The sequence below is a fragment of the Arthrobacter sp. NPDC056691 genome, assembly GCF_042791415.1.
Taxonomy (GTDB): Bacteria; Actinomycetota; Actinomycetes; order Actinomycetales; family Micrococcaceae; genus Arthrobacter.
Genome location: NZ_JBHTXX010000016.1, coordinates 13111 through 29005 on the forward strand (window position 1 = coordinate 13111; position 15895 = coordinate 29005).

Sequence of the window (15895 nt, forward strand, 5' to 3'; positions counted from 1 at the left end):
CCTTGTGGTGACGTGTGGTATGGGGCTATGGTGATCGACATAACCCGATCGGAGGCCGCGATGTCACTGCAATTCGACTTCTTCCAGGTGGACCCGAAGCCGATCCCGAGCCAGATCCCGGGGTTCGAGGAAGCACACGGTTCCGCTACGTGGCCGCCCTCCACGTCCACCTATATCTGGGACGATCGTGGAGGGCTCCTCGTCGACACGCTGATCACTCTGCCCGAGGCGGGCCGCCTCGCCAGCTGGGTCAAGGGCCACAGCGGCCCGCTGACGAACGTGTACATCACGCACCCTCACGGCGACCACTTGCTGGGCCTGCCGGCGATCCTGGATGCGTACCCGGACGCGCGAGCGGTCGCCCTGGCAGACTCCATCGAGGACATGCGAGGTCAGACGGACCACGCTTTCCTCGAGGTCTGGGGCAGCTTCTTTCCCGGTCAGCTCACCGACCGGCCTGTGATCCCCGACCCGCTCGTGGGCACCGAGATCGGGATTGGCGACGCCTCTGCGCAACTGGTGCCCGTCGGTGGAAGCGACACCGTCCATTCAAGCGTGGTGTTTGTACCCGAGCTGGGTCTCGCTGTGCCGGGAGACGTCGTCTACAACCGGGTGCACATGTGGATGTACCAGTCGACGCCTGAATCGAGAGCCGAATGGCTGCGGGCGCTCGACGCCGTGCAGACGATCGGGGCGACGACTCTGATTGCCGGGCACCGCCACCCGCAGGCCCCGGACGATGACGCGAATCGACAGATCGACGAGTCGCGCCAGTACATCCTCGACTTTGAAGCCGCTTTGGCAGCCAGCACGACTCCTCAGGAACTCGTCGCCCGGATGGAGGCCGCATACCCGGAGTTCGGAAACCCGTACACGCTCTGGCTCGCTGCCTACACGTTGATGTCTTAGAGACCGGCGCTGTGCGACATCAACAGGTCGCAGTGTGATCGTGAAGGCAAGCGGAGGCGTTTGCACTCGTGGCGGCCACTAAGGCTGAGCGGCGAACGAAGCGAGTGCTTGCAAGCTCAACTGTGGTGCGTTGCGTCACTAGGCCGATAAGGACCAAGCAAGGGTGGAGTGCGATGCCGGCGACATCCGATCTCAACGGCGTGGGAGGACCACGCGGAGCGGAAGTTGGTGACATGCGGGTCATCGGCATGACTTCGTTCGGAGGCCCAAACGTTCTTCGGGGGTACCAGATCCCTTCGCCTAAGCCGGGAGCTAGGGGAGGTCCGCGTTCGGGTCCATGCGGCCTCTGTCAGCCCGCCACTACAGCAACCCGGTGAACGCGGCGATGTTGCGCGCTGGCGCAGCGTCCGCCGGAGAGGTGGAGTGCCGTGGACTGGCACAGACAAGCTCACGGCTCAGGTTGTGCAGGATCCGGTCACAATTTCCTCCTGACAACACCAAGTTGTATGTGGATCCTCATAGAATAGACGCATGGTCGACGAAGCACTACGCCGGTTCCCGGCACCCCCTCCCTCCGGTACAGGTTGCGTCGAGTGCGATGAGACCGGCGGGTGGTGGTTCCATCTGCGCCGGTGCGTTCAGTGCGGGCACATCGGCTGCTGCGACGACTCTCTTGAACAGCACGCACGTCGGCACTTCGAGGCCACTGGGCACCGGTACATCCGCAGTTTCGAGCCCGGGGAGGACTGGTTCTGGGACTACCGGGACGAAAAGCCGGTCGCCGGAATACCGCTTCCGCCCCCGGCCCATCACCCGCTGTCCCAGACCGTCCCTGGCCCCGCGGGTCGGGTACCCGCGGATTGGCGGAGCCAGCTGGCGTACCGGCGATGAGCATCGTCCCTCCGGCCCCGGGTGCCGGCATTCTGCGCATGTATGGGCGCGGGATGGACCCGGCCGCTTATGTGTTGCGCGACTTCCTGAGCCGCACAGTCGCCCAGTATTTGTGGACGGAACTCGTTGACGACGACGGGAGCATCCGCGCTCTGGGGCGGCCGTTGTCCGCGCTCCGGTTTCCGGTCGTCATACTCCCGGACGGGGACCTGCTTGAGGCGCCAGACCCGACGACGCTTGCCCGTCGTCTGGGCTGGGTCGCCGAGGCGTCGGCCCGTGTCTACGACTTGTCGATCTACGGCGCCGGGCCTGCCGGGCTGTCCGCTGCGGTCTACGCGGCGTCCGAGGGCGTGCGGGTCGCGGTGATCGAACGTGACGCGGTGGGCGGACAAGCGGGCTCGAGCAGTCTCATCGAGAACTACCTCGGCTTCCCACAGGGGATCCCAGGAGCCGAGCTTGCCGAACGCGCACGACAGCAGGCGGTGAAGTTCGGTGCCGAGCTGCTGCTCATGCGTGAAGGTGGCGACGGCGGCGTGGTCGACGGACACTTGCGTGTCGCCCTGTCCGACGGGTCGCTGATGACCTCACGGGCCAACATCTGCGCCACCGGAGTCCGATGGCGGCGGCTTGGCCTCGACGAGGAGGAACAATTCTTCGGCGCCGGGCTCTACTATGGTGCCGGCGCCGGGGAAGCGCCCCAATGCGCCGGCGAACACGTAGTCGTCGTTGGCGGCGCGAACTCTGCGGGACAGGCGGCGATGAATCTCGCTCGGTACGCCGCGTCGGTCACCGTCCTCGTACGCAGCCCGTCACTGTCAAAGAACATGTCCGCCTACCTCGTGGACCGGCTTACCTACCATCCGGCGGTCACCATCCTGCCGAACACCCAGGTCACCCGACTGCTCGGCGACGAACGGATCACCGGGGTGGAGACCCGAACCGACGCGGGGGACGACAACTCCCTGTTCGCCACCCGCGTGTTCATCTGCATCGGCGGAGATGCCAACACGGAATGGGCAGCCGGCACGGGCCTCGCCCGCGACAACCACGGTCTGCTGCTGACTGGACCCGACCTCACCGACCAGATGCTCGACGGCGTCTGGACACGCGAGCGTCGCCCCTTCTCCCTCGAGACCAGCATTCCCGGGTTCTTCGCGGTCGGCGACGTCCGGCACGGATCGATCAAACGCGTAGCATCGGCGGTCGGCGAAGGCGCTCTCGCTGTCAGTTACGTGCACCGCTTCCTCGCCGGTGAATAGCGATCAGGCTCGCGGCAACGCTGCGACCTGGGACACGAGGTTATCCGCGACTTCGTCGAACGGCGTGATGCTCCGCTCCGCGCGCGCCAGCACGACTGCACCCTCCGCTCCAGCTACGGCGATCGTCGCGAACCGCGCAGCGGCCTCCTCCTCAACACCAGCGGCCGCCATCAGCTCCGCGAGCTTGGCGCGCGAGTTGCGAAAGACATCCCGGGCATGATCGATGAGGTCCTCAACATCGGTCGACACCGTTACGGCGAGCACTGGGCACCCTGCCTTCATGTCCGAACGCAACAGCGTGTGCCGCCAGAACTGCAGGAATCCGCCAGCGACCATATCGGGCGACGCGCCGACGAACTTCTCCATCCACCGCACGTACTCGTCTCCGGTCGCGTCCACCGCGGCGGCGATCAGCTCGTCCTTTCCGCCAGGAAAGTGATGGTAGATGGATCCACGCGGTGCGCCCGTCGCGTCGATCACATCCCCCAGCGACGTCCCGTGGAGACCCTTTGTGGCGAGGAGCTCCACCGCTCCCTCGATCATCTTTTCGCGTGTGTCGCGAGCCAATCGGGCACCTCCTAGCTCCGGCCGGGCCTCCGCTATGTTTATGTTCAGCATCATACCGGAAGAGTCAGGACGATGCAGCGCCCTCTTGAATATGAGGGATGGCATAGTGAATACTGGCAGGGGGACCGCACCGGCCCCTGGGGAACCCAAAGGAGCTTCACCATGCCGATGATTGACATCTACGCAGCGGCCGGAACGTTCGCCGACCCGCACCAGGTCGCCCAGGACGCGGCCATCATCGTCAAGACCGCCGAGGCCGTGCCCGACATCCCGATGTTCAGGCAGAACACCGCCGGGTTCGTGCACGAGCTGCCGGCATCCAACATCGCCGACGCAGAGGGCGCGAGCGACCATGTCCGCGTGCAGGTGATCACCAACGCCGGCGCCCTGGACCGCGACAAGCAGCTCGCCGTGGTCGCGCAGCTCACCGACCTCGTGGTCGCAGCGTCCAGGAACGAGGCGCTGCGTGAGCGCACTTGGGTGCTGCTGACCGAGGCGACGGCCGGCGGCTGGGGCCTTTGGGGGCACGCGCAGACGAATGAGGAGCTCGTCACCGCGGCGCGTTCCGAGATCGCCTCGCTGCAAGCCAAAGCAGCCGGAGACGCCTAATACGGTGAGGAGGTTCGCGCGTCGCCGCTGGCACCGACCGCAGGGCGGGCATCGGCAGGCGCACCGCGGCGGACCCGCTCGCCTTCGAACTCAACCGGGGTGCCCTCATCGGTGATTCCGTAGATCCTTGATCAGAACCGAACCCAATCGAGGAACACCATGGGATACGGAGACGCCCCGAACTTGAAAGTCACGCTCGCCGACGGCCGGACGTTCGCCTACCGTGAGGTTGGCGCCCAGCCGGCGGCCCTCTGCTCCTGCTGCAGCACTTCCGCCGCAACCTGGGCAACTGGGATCCCGCCCTCGCCGACGCCCTCGCCAATGGACGGCGGGTGATTGCGTTTGACAACGCCGGCGTGGGCGGATCCGATGGCGTTACCCCTTCGACCATCGCCGAGATGGCGGGGGACGCCCTCGCGTTCATCGAGGCGATGGGGTTGGACCACTTGGACGTGCTGGGATTTTCGATCGGCAGCTTCCTAGCTCAAGAGATCCTCCTCACCGTTCCCGACTGTCTGGGCCGAGTTGTCCTGGCCAGCTCCGCACCGCGCGGCGCTGCAGGGATGCACGGGTGGGCGCCTGACGTGATTGGTGGTGTCGGAACTCCGAACACGACGCCCGAGGAGTAGGTCGAAGTGTTCGTCGCCCCTTCGGAAACAAGCAAGACCGCCGGCATGCAGGCTCTCGGCCGCATGTATGCGCGCACGGAGGACCGGGATGCCCAGACGACGTGGGCGACGCGCAACCACCAATACGCCGCTGTCTGTGAGTGGGGAATCCCCAACCACGCAGCGCTCGAGCGGCTCGCGGCTGTCCGCACACCCGTGCTTATCGCGAACGGGGACAGCGACCAGATGATCCTGCCGCACTACTCATATTTGCTCGCTGGCCTGATCCCGGGCGCGAAGCTGAAGATCTACCCAGATGCTGCGCACGGATTCCTGTTCCAGCACCACGAGGAATTCGCTCGCGACGTGTTGTCCTTCCTGGACGTGGAGGGCCACGCATGACCACGGCCGCGGACGCCGGGACGTTCTCCCTCGGTGATCGCTACACCGTCAACCTCTGATACGGAACAATGAACGTCGTCACAATGAACGACGTCGGGAAAAGCTCCGCGAGTGCTCCGGTGCGGATGACCGCCGCACTGAAGTTAATGCCGGCCTCGTTCACGCGCACGAGGACCTGACCGTCCGAGGGTACCGGGCGCTCCACCTCTTCGACCCGAAACACATAGATACTGCCGAACTCGTCGGACCGGCCCGTGGGCCGAGAGGAAATGCAGTGGCCCGGAATACGGGAGGTGGTGCCTGAACTCCGCCGGGTAGGGACGCGAATCACGACCAAAGAGCGGTGTGCCTCAGGCAGCTTTTAGGGTCGCCCGCAGCGGTGCGAGTGCCGAGCTCCAGGCGATGACCTGGTCGAGCATCGTGGTCAGTGCTCCAAGGTTGTAGTCGCCGGGGCGGAAAACACGGAAGTTTTCAAACTCCGTGATCAGCGAGAGCACCACCTGCTGGCGGACGTCGGCCATCTGGAGTTCGGCCGCGACCTGGCGCAGGTGCTCGACCGCGCGGGCTCCCCCTGCCGCGCCGTAGGACACGAAACCGATGGCCTTGTTGTTCCATTCGGCGTACAGGTAGTCAAGGGCGTTTTTGAGCACGCCGGGTATGCCGTGGTTGTACTCCGGGGTGACGATGATGAACCCGTCGAAAGCGGCAATTGTTTCCGCCCACCGCCTGGTGTGCTCATGCTGGTACTGGCCGAATGATGGCGGCATCGGTTCGTCCAGATGCGGGAGCGGGTGGTCGCGCAGGTCGATCAGTTCGAATCCGGCGTCCGCGCGGCGCGAGGCGACGTCCAGTACCCAGCGGGCCACCTGTTCGCCGTTACGGTTGGGGCGGGTGCTCCCGAGGATAATCCCGATCCTGGTCATGTCTATCCTCCTGTCTACAGCCAGTATTTATTTGCTACGTCAAGCAAACTCCCACCCGGTTGCTTTGTCAAGCAAGTATTATGGTGAGTGTGAAAGACCAGCCGCCTGAACCTCCCGTTCCGCTGAGCGCGGCGGAAGAAGCATTCATGCGCGCCCTGGGGCGGGCCATCATCACCGTCCCGCGGGCCTTCGACGCCGACCTGCTGCGCGAGCAGAACATGTCCATGAGCGAGTATGCCGCGCTGATGCACCTGTCCGAGGCCTCCGACCGGCGGCTGCGGATGAGTGATCTGGCCACCACCTCTTCGCTCTCGCTCAGCGGCATGACCCGGATCGTCAGCCGGCTGGAGGGCCAAGGCCTGGTGCGGCGGGAGCGGTGCGCGACAGACGCCCGGGGCTTCAATGCTGTGCTCACCGACGCCGGTCTCCAGCGCCTGCGCGAGGCCTGGCCCGCACATCTGGCGAGCGTCCGCCGCCACGTATTCAACCACCTGGACTCCATTGACCTCCCAGCCATCACCGCCGCCTTCGAGCAATTCGCCGCTGATCACCAAACTGCCGAGCCGCGGGACTGAACTGAGACGCCCGCCGCCCGTGTCCACCGTAAAACTCCGGGAACGCCTCGACGCCGGCCCCGCGATCGAATGGGCGAACAGCCGAACGCGGGATAATTAAGGAACGAAATGCGGCGCTGGACCATGACGCGGTAGTGGCCGTTCCAAGGCAATAACGGATAGCTGACGCAGAGTTGGTGCTGCGGCCGGAACTCACACCGCCGGAATGGCAAGAGAGGGGTCCCGAATCGCGTGGACATACTCATCCACCTGCCTGCAATGGGCACAACCCGCTCCGGTACCTGATGTACCAGCTCGGGGCTTTAGCTCTCCTCGTGCCGCTGGCTGGTTGCCGGTCGCTCCATTTCTTCCGGTTCCTGGGGAACCGCGTCATAGATCATCTCGTGGTACGCCAACGCCCGTGCCCGCAGCCCCGGCCATGCTCACCAGCCCCACGAACTCCAGCGGAGGTTCAACTCCACGCGCCGGCATCAGCTCTTCACGCAACGCCCAGATTCGGTCCTGAATCTCCGCCCCCACAGTCAGGTGTGGCGGTGTGCCGGGGCGAACTGCGCCTCGCGGTTCTTTTCTTCGGCGCGGATAAGGTGCACGAGCGCGTTAATGAGGGCCAGGTGGGTGAACGCCTGGGGGAAGTTGCCGAGGTGGCGGCCGTTCACAGGATCCAGCTCCTCGGCGTAAAGTCCCAAGGGGCTGGCCAGGGACAGCAGATGTTCGCACAGCGCCTTGGCGCGTACCACTTCTCCGATCTCCACCAGGGCTGAGACGAGCCAGAACGAGCACGTCGTGAACGTCCCCTCGTCACCAGTGAGCCCGTCATCGGTCTGCTCGGGGCGGTAGCGCAGGACCAGCCCGTCCCGGGTGAGCTCATCGGCGATGGCAAGGACTGTGGCGCGCACGCGCGGGTCGTTGGCCGGCAGGAACCGCACCAGGGGAATAAGGAGCAGGGAGGCATCAAGGTTCATCGTGCCGTAGGACTGGACGAACACACCTCGGTCGTCAACACCGTTGCGGCAAATGTCCTCGTGGATCTCCTCCGCGACGGTGTCCCACTTCCGCGCGTAATCAGGCTGGCCGTGCAGCCGGGCAAGGCGGGCGCCACGGTCGAGGGCGACCCAGCACATGAGCTTTGAGGAGGTGAAGTGCTTTGGTTCGCCACGGACCTCCCAGATGCCGTGGTCCGGGTCCCGCCAGTGGACGGCGGCCTGCTCCACCTGCCGGAGCAGGACTGGCCAGAGCGGCTCGGGAAGCTGGTCCCTGGACTTGGCGTGAATGTACACCGAGTCCAGCATGGCACCCCAGACGTCGAGTTGCCTTTGGTGGACGGCGGCGTTGCCGGTCCGCACGGGCCGGGCGCCGTCGTAGCCGTTGAGCTCCTCGAGTATGGTCTCGGGAAGGTCCCGCTCGCCGTCGATGCCGTACATGATCTGCAGATCGTCCTCTGCGGCGACGTCGCGGATAAAAGCGAAGAAGTCGTCGGCCTCGCGGTCCAGGCCGAGGGTGTAGAGCGCCCACAGTGCGAACGTGGAATCGCGAACCCAGGTGTACCGGTAGTCCCAGTTCCGCTCTCCCCCGGGCGTCTCGGGGAGTGATGTGGTGGGCGCGGCGACCAGGGCGCCGGTCGGCGCGTAGGTGAGGCCCTTCAACGTCAAAGCGCTGCGCTGCAGCTCCTCCCGCCACGGGTGGTCCGGGAACTCGCCGCCGGTGATCCACTGCCTCCAGAACTCGGTAGTCTGCCACTGCCGCTGCGTAGCCTCCTCCCATGTCCTCGGTGGGGGCAGCGACCCCCAGGAGAGCGCGATAAACACCTGTTCGCCTTCGGTCATCCGGCTGCGGATCACTGCGGTGGAGTCCTCGATACCCAGCCGGCGGTCGGTGGTCAGCCGGAGCACAGGATCTCCGTCCTCCCGGCTGACGGTCAGGGCTTCCCCGTAACCGGGACCGGCGAACTCCCACCGGGCCCTGCGCCGGCCGTAGCCGAAAACCGGCTCGGACATCACAGCCAGTTCCACGGCACCGTTGACGCACCGGACGGTGCGCAGCAGGCAATGCTCAGCCTCAAAGTTCGTCGGCGGGCGCCGGTATCGCCCGGCCCTCTCTTCGGTGTGGTGCCACGGGCCCATCACGAGGGCATCCCTCACGATGAGCCAACCCGTCCTTGTCTGCCACGTGGTCTCAAGGATCAGGCTGCCGGGCAGATATCGGCGCGCAGTGGGCACCCGCACGCCGTAGGGCGCCACCTTGAAGGCCCCCGCGGCGCGGTCAAGCATGGCGGAGAACACGCTCGGCGAGTCATGACGCGGCACGCACATCCACTCCACCTGACCGCTCGGTGCGATCAGGCAGTTTGCTTCACAATCGGACAGGAACGCATAGTCAGCTATCGGCGGGTACGGACTCACTCCTGCCCCCACCCGCCGCCTCTGAGCCCCGGACCCGGCATCGATCCTCACCACACCAGTATGCTCCCCCGGTGGCAGCGAGTCCTGACTCCGTGCCCGCAGCAACCCTGAACCGGATCCGCCAGGCGTGGAATACAGGGGAGCAGCCTCGCTCCCTTCGGAAGAGTCGCTTCCGGGCCAGCATGGGGTGACGGCATGGGGCGCGTTATGGCGTGCCCACGCGACCCTCATGCGCCAGCTCGACATCGACCTCAGGGAATCTTTCGGGCTGCGCCTGGCAGACTTCGATGTCCTGGCGCAGCTGACCGCAGCGGGCGGCGAGCTCCAAATGACTGACCTCGCTGTGACCGCGTCCTCATTTCGCGCTCGGGATCGACGCGCCGCGTCGTGGGCTGGTTGATGAGGGCCTGATGCGTCGGGCGAAGGTCGCCAGCGACGGGCGCGGCGTGGTTGTCGCGTTGACCGGCGCCGGTGTCGCGCGGCTGGAGGAAGCGGTCCCGGTCCATGTCCGTGGAGTGTCGAGGCTGTTCGTGGAGCGTCTCGACGATCAGAAACTGGGTTCTCGAGACCGCCCTCAGGAAAGTCACCGTCGACTGCACCTTCGGCTGACGCCACCCGACGCACCCGGCCAGGGTCGGTAGAAAGACCTCCGACACCGAGATCACGAAAGGAAGGCCTGCACTAGCGGTGCCGTGGTGCCGGGCACATCGCCGGACCACGACAGCGGCGGCGGGTAAAGCTTTTTGGCACTGGCGGCGTGCAGGCTCCCGGGTCTGGCATGCGCGTGAACAGCCTCATCGACGATCCGCCCCCTGGCGCCCCGGTCCCGCCGATCCTGCCGCCCCGTGACGGTTTCCTCTTCCTGGACCGGGAAAAGTTCGCTGATTCCTTTGCTGCCGACGTGCCACCGCAACAGGCAGCATTCATGGCCGATGCGCAGGTCCCATGGGGCGTCGACGCCCTGCAAGGGACAGTCACCAAACCCGCCTGGCGGGACCTGCCCAGCTGGTACCTCGTCGCAACGGATCACCGGATGATCCCTCTGCCCGCGCAGCGGGCCATGTCCCAACGGGCCGGCGCAACGGTCACCGAGGTCGCCGCGAGCCACGCCGTGTACGTCTCACAGCCCCAGGCCGTGGCCGCGCTGATCAAGGAGGCGGCCACGGCGCGCGGCTAACGTCACCCGCCGGCGGCCTGCTGCCGTATTCCCCACCTCCCCGGCTGGTCCATCTCGGAGTAGCCTTCGTGCATGAGCCCTCCCCATCGGCTCGCACGCATGTCGGGGCGTGATCCGGCCGAGCAACACCGCGCCTCAACCCCGCTCGAGCTGCTCTTCGACCTGACGTTTGTCGTGGGCTTCAGCGCGGTCTCAACGCAGACGACGCTGCTCCTGGAGCTCGGGCACTGGCCTGCAGCGGTCACCGGGTTCGTCCTTGGAGTTTTCGCGATCAGCTGGCCGTGGGTGAACTACGCGTGGCTGGCCTCCGCGTACGACAACGACGACGTCTTTTTCCGCATCGCCACACTCATCGAGATGATCGGGGTGCTCGTGATCGCCCTGGGCATGCCGCCCTTCTTCCGCTCCATCGACGAAGGCCGTCATGTCGACAACGGCATCATGGTGAGCGGGTATGTGATCATGCGAGTCGCCGCGGTCGCCCTCTGGCTCCGCGCGGCACGGCACGATCCCCAGCACCGGCGGGCCTGCCTGGGCTACGCAGTCACCATCTCGGTGGCGCAGATCGGATGGGTGCTACTCATCCTCGCCTCGCTCCCGATCGGGGCAACGGCATGGATCATCGCCGCCCTCACCGGGGTCGAGCTGGCGGGCCCAATCCTCGCCGAACGCAATGAGGGAGGCACCCCCTGGCATCCCCACCACATCGCCGAACGGTACTCACTGCTCGTGATCATCACCCTCGGCGAGGTTATTCTCGGCACGGTCCTGGCCATCTCGGCCGTCGTCGACCGCTCGGGCTGGTCGGCGGAAGTCGTGCTCGTCGCCTCCGGCGGCACTGCCCTGGCCTTCGCGATGTGGTGGCTGTACTTCACAGTCCCGGCAGGGAGGGTGCTGGCACGCCACCGCCGCCGCACGTTCGGTTGGAGCTACGGACACATCATCGTCTTCGCATCCGTCGTCGGTACCGGCGCCGGCCTCCACGCCGCAGCCGTGCACATCTCCGGCGAGAGCCACATCGGTGCCACGGCGACGGTGCTCACGGTTGCCATCCCGGTGTTTCTCTTCGAGCTGACCCTCCTGATGATTTACTCGTTCCTGCTCCGCATTGCCGATCGATTCCAAATCTGGGTTTTCAGCGCCGCCGGGCTCGTCCTTGCCTTTGCCGTAGTCGTGGTGGGCCAGGGGGCGAGCGTGGGCGCCGCGCTGCTCCTCGTCGCCGCTTCCCCCGCGCTCATCATCGTCGAATACGAGATGGTGGGCTACCGGCACGCGGAGCAGGCTCTGATGCGCTGAGGCCCCGCCGCCCTCAGCTCGGATGCCGGGAGGCCAGGTCGGGTGTCAGTGCAGCTGTTGTTCCCAGTCCTGTGGCACCCGGGAGGCCGGTCCGGGAACGGATTGGTCCTCCGGGTGATGTGCAGGAGGCGCCAGTTCCGGACCGCGGAGATAGGTGGAGCTGCGGTAGTCCCAGAACCAGTCCTCGCCCGGTTCGAAGCTGCGGATGACCGGGTGCCCGGTGATGGTGGCGTGGGCGGTGGCGTGCCGGGCGGGGGAATTATCACAGCAGCCGATGTGGCCGCACTGGGCGCAGCGACGCAGGTGCAGCCACCACCCGCCGCCGGCGTCGCATTCAACACAGCCCGGACCGCTGGGTGGCACCGAAACATCAATGCCTGGGGTCTCGGCCATGGCCGTCTCCTGCCTCGGAACCGCGCGGAACACCGCCAACTCTACGCCGGCCGGACCGGCCCGGGGAGGAAAAGGTCCCCACGATCCTGGTCCGGCGGATGCCGCAGCCTGTCAGGATCGGTCTCGAGCGCTTCACGGTCCCACCGCCCGCCCTCTGCCGCTGCAATGTAGGTGGACTGCAGGAACCGCAGCACATGGCGGTCGGGGTCAGCCGCGCGGCGGACCGCCTCATAGGGCAGCAGATAGAGCCCCAGGTTAGGGCCGTAGGCTGCGTCCGAGGGTTCGACCGTGGACCCGGCAAACCCCTCGGGCTCGGGGTAGGCGTAGGAATAGAACGCGCCTTCGTCTCCGCCCCCGGGCCAAAAACCGCAGCTGCTGACCTCGTGGGAGTAGCCCTCGGCCATGACCCAGTCGGCACAGTTCGGGATCCCTCCCGGATGTCTGGGCGCCGGGCGGCCGGAGAACCTGGCGCAGGCCAGATCCATTCCTCCCCAGAAGAACTGCACCGGGCTCACCTTGCCCCGGAAGAAGGACCTGAACACATTGATCAAGCGGTCCGCCTGGATCAGTTGGGCCGAGTACAGCCGCACCGCTTCTTCGTCGTAGGAGGCGTGCAGGTAATCCTCGGCGAACGGTATGGCCGGATCGACCTCGTTAGGCACCGCCCGGATAACGGTGGCAATCCCGAGCCGGTCCAGGGCATCGAGGGTCTCGGCATGGAATTCAGCAACCGGTTTCGGGCCCAGTCTGATGCTGGCACCGCTGCCGTTGCTGGTCCGGATCCGCAGGACGTGCTCGTGGAAGTCGAACTCCATGTCGAAAGCACCATTGCTGTAGGGGATAGTGGACGTCGTCAGCCCGCGCGGGCTGACGTACAGCGTCACATGCCACCAATGATTGAGCATCGGCGCATGAGCCATGCGGATCTTGCCAACGATCTGGGTCCACAGATGCAGAGTGTCCCGGGTCCCGGACCAGTCCTGAACCCTGAGTTCCGGCCACCCGCCTCGCGAGCCAGTCCCTGCAGGGACGTCCATCACGGACCCTCGCTTCCGGATCATGCCCACAGCACAGCACAGCACCTGCCGAACGACAAGCCTGCACAGCATCGCCGGTCTGTCCCCTCTCAGGCTACCGCGCGTCCGATGCCCGGTCGAGGAGTGACCCAACAAGGTCAGGGTCCCCCGTATCGGTGGTCCAGGCCACCATAAAGGAACCCATCTCAGCCCACGTACAACCGGAGTTGGTCGAGGCCGACGACCACCAAAACAGCCTCGGCAAACTCCTCAAGCTGGAGGCTTCCAGGCCGAAGCAGCCAGCCAGCCGCGGAAATCCTGAACGTCGGGCACCCGCGCGCGGGTTGCTGGCGAAATCTGCCTGGTAGCGGGGTTTCGGCGAGGCGGCACCGGCCTCAGGGCCGGTGCCCCCTCTCCTGTGGGTTTGGGTTACCTGCCGCCTTCGATCTTCCGGCTGCGTTGTTCCTGTGCCATGGGGCCGTAGGGATATACGCCGACGCGTGGTTGGCTGGCCTGGGTCAGCCGCTCTGATTCCTCGGGGGTCAGTTCGAGGTCCGCGGCGGCTAGGTTGTCTGCCAGTTGCTCGATGTTCCTGGCGCCGAGGATCACAGACGTCACCGCGGGCCGGGCCGCCAGCCAGGCCAGGGCTACTTGCGAGGCGCTCACTCCATGGTCGGCGGCTGTTTTTTCCACTGTTCCGATGATGTCCCAGGTGCGTGGGTCGTCGTTGCGGGCCTTCCACGCTTCCATGCCTCGGTTGGGATTATCGCCGAGCCGGGTAGCACCGGCGGGCGGCTCGTCGCGCTTGTACTTGCCGGATAGCCAGCCGCCGCCCAGGGGCGACCACGGAAGCAGGCCGATGTTCGCATCAAGGGAGGCCGGGACGATCTCCGACTCGATCTCGCGGACCAGCAGGCTGTACTGCGGCTGCAGGGTTACGGGGGCGCTCCAGCCGTGGGCCTTGGCCAGGTGGACAGCCTTGGTCAGTTGCCACCCCAGGAAGTTCGAGAAACCGTAATAGGCGATCTTGCCATTGCTGACCGAGTCGTGCAGGAAGCGCAGCGTCTCCTCAAGGGGTGTGATGGGGTCCCACGCGTGCATTTGGTAGAGGTCAATCTGCTCCACCCCGAGGCGGCGGAGGGAGTCATCCAGGGCCCGGGTCAGGTGGCGGCGGGACGTACCGACGCTGTTCGGGGCTTCGCCCATGGGGAAGCGTCCCTTCGTGGCCAGTACCACGCGGTCCTTGACTTCGGGCCGCCGCGCCAGCCAGCGTCCGATGATTTCCTCCGATAGGCCGGCGCTGTAAACATCGGCGGTGTCGATGAAGTTGCCGCCGGCGGCAACATAATTATCCAGGATGGCGTGGGACGTTTCCTCGGTGGCCTCGGCCCCGAACGTCATGGTTCCCAGCGCGTAGTTCGATACCACGGCGCCGCTGTTGCCCAGTGTGCGGTACTGCATGATGCTCCTCAGTTCTCGGTGGGTGTCGTCTTGTTGGAGTGGTAGTCGCGCCAGCTGTGTTCGGGTTCGAAGCCCAGCAGCCGCCTGGCTTTGTCGATGGACAGCAGGGTCTCGTGCTCCCCCAGGTCCTTGAGCATCTTGACGTCGGGAAACACTTCGGCGGCCAGGCTGGCACTGGAGCGGCTCATGACGGTGTCCTCGTTGGCGATAATGAAGGCTTCGAACCCCGGCGTGCTGTAGTCGAGCGCGCGGGCCACCGCCTGGGCGCCGTCGCGCGCGTCGATGTAGCCCCAGAGGTTCCACTTGCGCAGGGCCGCGGCCGAGTCGAACGACGGGAACTCCTCGTAGTCCTCAGGATCCATGACGTTGGAGAAGCGGAGTCCGGTGATGCTCAGTTCCGGGTCCCAACGCGTCATCTGGATGGCCATCTGCTCCTCGAGGTGTTTCACCAGCGAGTAGGTGCTCTCCGGGCGGGCCGGATATTCCTCGTCCACCGGGATGTAGGGAGGGTCGACGTCGAACGGCAGTCCCAGCACGGTCTCACTGGAGGCGTACACAATCTTCTTGATGCCGGCCCTCCGGGCCGCCTGGAACACGTTGTACGTGGACAGCATGTTGTTCTCGAACGTGGCGGCGTCCGGTACCAGCCCGGGAGCTGGAATGGCCCCCAAATGCACCACCGCGTCGAACCCCTGGTGCCGGTCGTCCAGGCCCAGGATGACGTCCACGACCTGCCCGTAATTACGCAGATCCACGGTGGCGAACTGTGGGCTCCGGCTGCCTGTCCGGTCCAGGTTGAGGACAGCATGCCCGTCCGCCACCAGCCTGCGGACCACATTCCGTCCCAGCTTTCCGCTTCCACCTGTCACTGCAATTCTCATGGGTACTCCTTTGCTTATCCATAAATTCGACGTGCCGCGGCCGAGGCCTCGGCGGCTTTCTCCCATCGGGTCTCGGCACAGCCGGCATGGCGACTAAGTTGTTCACGCGGCCCGATGCCAAACGCGGGTTCCTCATCATGTCCTGGAACTTCCAATGAACCGGCAAGCCGCACTCTTCACAGACCGTCTGGGCAGCCCTTTCTCGCGGCAGCGGCATACGTTTGCACCCACGGCTTTCATTACTCCATTGACGCTACGTACCTCGTGGGGCATTGTCAGCAGGCTTTCCTTACCCTGCTTTTCCTAGGACGCTGAGTCCTACCTTCCCTGAAGTTGGGACACCCGAGGGCAGGAGGAGCCACGACACCCCACTGAGTTCGTGGCAACTGCCGGTGGCGGCACGAGCCTCACCGAGCGGACATTCTCGCCCATTTCACCGAGTCACCGGACGGAGGACTGGATGCCCGACGAGTACTGTCAAGCGCCACGACCTGGACAGTGCTCCGTGGAAGGCCACCGGCGGCCGGAC

General features: G+C 65.7%; 14 protein-coding genes and 1 pseudogene. 8 read left to right on the forward strand and 7 right to left on the reverse strand.

Features of this window, described 5'->3' with window-relative positions:
• The first annotated feature begins 60 nt into the window (after positions 1–60).
• From ACFRAU_RS13920 to ACFRAU_RS13930, 3 genes are all read left to right on the forward strand, one after another.
• Positions 61–909 (forward strand): MBL fold metallo-hydrolase, encoded by an 849-nt coding sequence (locus ACFRAU_RS13920; RefSeq protein WP_378000330.1) that lies wholly within the window; start codon positions 61–63, stop codon positions 907–909.
• Between the two features lie 531 nt (positions 910–1440).
• Positions 1441–1800 (forward strand): UBP-type zinc finger domain-containing protein, encoded by a 360-nt coding sequence (locus ACFRAU_RS13925; protein ID WP_378000331.1) that lies wholly within the window; start codon positions 1441–1443, stop codon positions 1798–1800.
• A complete protein-coding gene (locus tag ACFRAU_RS13930) occupies positions 1797–3059 on the forward strand; it encodes an NAD(P)/FAD-dependent oxidoreductase (RefSeq protein ID WP_378000332.1) in 1263 nt (420 codons plus the stop codon). Before ACFRAU_RS13925 ends, ACFRAU_RS13930 begins: the two co-directional genes overlap by 4 nt.
• Positions 3060–3062: 3 nt before the next feature.
• Here the strand turns inward: ACFRAU_RS13930 and ACFRAU_RS13935 are convergent, their stop codons facing one another.
• Positions 3063–3731, reverse strand: a complete 669-nt coding sequence (locus ACFRAU_RS13935; RefSeq protein ID WP_378000333.1) for a TetR/AcrR family transcriptional regulator — start codon at positions 3729–3731, stop codon at positions 3063–3065.
• A gap of 57 nt (positions 3732–3788) precedes the next feature.
• Between ACFRAU_RS13935 and ACFRAU_RS13940 the strand changes: the two genes are divergently transcribed.
• Positions 3789–4235 (forward strand): hypothetical protein, encoded by a 447-nt coding sequence (locus ACFRAU_RS13940; RefSeq protein ID WP_378000334.1) that lies wholly within the window; start codon positions 3789–3791, stop codon positions 4233–4235.
• Between the two features lie 260 nt (positions 4236–4495).
• Positions 4496–5245 (forward strand): annotated as a pseudogene (locus ACFRAU_RS13945) (alpha/beta fold hydrolase).
• Positions 5246–5595: 350 nt separating this feature from the next.
• Here ACFRAU_RS13945 and ACFRAU_RS13950 read toward each other — a convergent pair.
• Positions 5596–6168, reverse strand: a complete 573-nt coding sequence (locus tag ACFRAU_RS13950) for an NADPH-dependent FMN reductase (protein WP_378000335.1) — start codon at positions 6166–6168, stop codon at positions 5596–5598.
• 80 nt (positions 6169–6248) lie between these two features.
• On the opposite strand from ACFRAU_RS13950, the gene ACFRAU_RS13955 reads away from it, so the two are divergent.
• Positions 6249–6743 (forward strand): MarR family winged helix-turn-helix transcriptional regulator, encoded by a 495-nt coding sequence (locus ACFRAU_RS13955; RefSeq protein ID WP_378000336.1) that lies wholly within the window; start codon positions 6249–6251, stop codon positions 6741–6743.
• Between the two features lie 521 nt (positions 6744–7264).
• Here the strand turns inward: ACFRAU_RS13955 and ACFRAU_RS13960 are convergent.
• On the reverse strand, positions 7265–9196 hold the full coding sequence (locus tag ACFRAU_RS13960) for a glycoside hydrolase family 15 protein (protein ID WP_378000337.1): 1932 nt from the start codon (positions 9194–9196) through the stop codon (positions 7265–7267).
• A gap of 724 nt (positions 9197–9920) precedes the next feature.
• On the opposite strand from ACFRAU_RS13960, the gene ACFRAU_RS13965 reads away from it, so the two are divergent.
• Together ACFRAU_RS13965 and ACFRAU_RS13970 are read left to right on the forward strand one after the other, a co-directional pair.
• On the forward strand, positions 9921–10319 hold the full coding sequence (locus ACFRAU_RS13965) for an alpha/beta hydrolase (RefSeq protein ID WP_378000338.1): 399 nt from the start codon (positions 9921–9923) through the stop codon (positions 10317–10319).
• 72 nt (positions 10320–10391) lie between these two features.
• Positions 10392–11615: a low temperature requirement protein A gene (locus ACFRAU_RS13970; RefSeq protein ID WP_378000339.1), complete on the forward strand. Its 1224-nt coding sequence runs from the start codon at positions 10392–10394 to the stop codon at positions 11613–11615.
• Positions 11616–11660: 45 nt separating this feature from the next.
• Here the strand turns inward: ACFRAU_RS13970 and ACFRAU_RS13975 are convergent, their stop codons facing one another.
• From ACFRAU_RS13975 to ACFRAU_RS13990, 4 genes are all read right to left on the reverse strand, one after another.
• Entirely contained in the window at positions 11661–12008 is a 348-nt protein-coding gene (locus ACFRAU_RS13975) for a UBP-type zinc finger domain-containing protein (protein ID WP_378000340.1), read from the reverse strand.
• 41 nt (positions 12009–12049) lie between these two features.
• On the reverse strand, positions 12050–13069 hold the full coding sequence (locus ACFRAU_RS13980; protein ID WP_378000341.1) for a DUF5996 family protein: 1020 nt from the start codon (positions 13067–13069) through the stop codon (positions 12050–12052).
• A 384-nt stretch (positions 13070–13453) separates the two neighbouring features.
• Positions 13454–14485, reverse strand: coding sequence for an aldo/keto reductase (locus ACFRAU_RS13985; RefSeq protein WP_378000342.1), 1032 nt, complete (start codon positions 14483–14485; stop codon positions 13454–13456).
• A gap of 8 nt (positions 14486–14493) precedes the next feature.
• A complete protein-coding gene (locus tag ACFRAU_RS13990) occupies positions 14494–15366 on the reverse strand; it encodes an NAD-dependent epimerase/dehydratase family protein (RefSeq protein ID WP_378000343.1) in 873 nt (290 codons plus the stop codon).
• Positions 15367–15895: the final 529 nt, after the last annotated feature.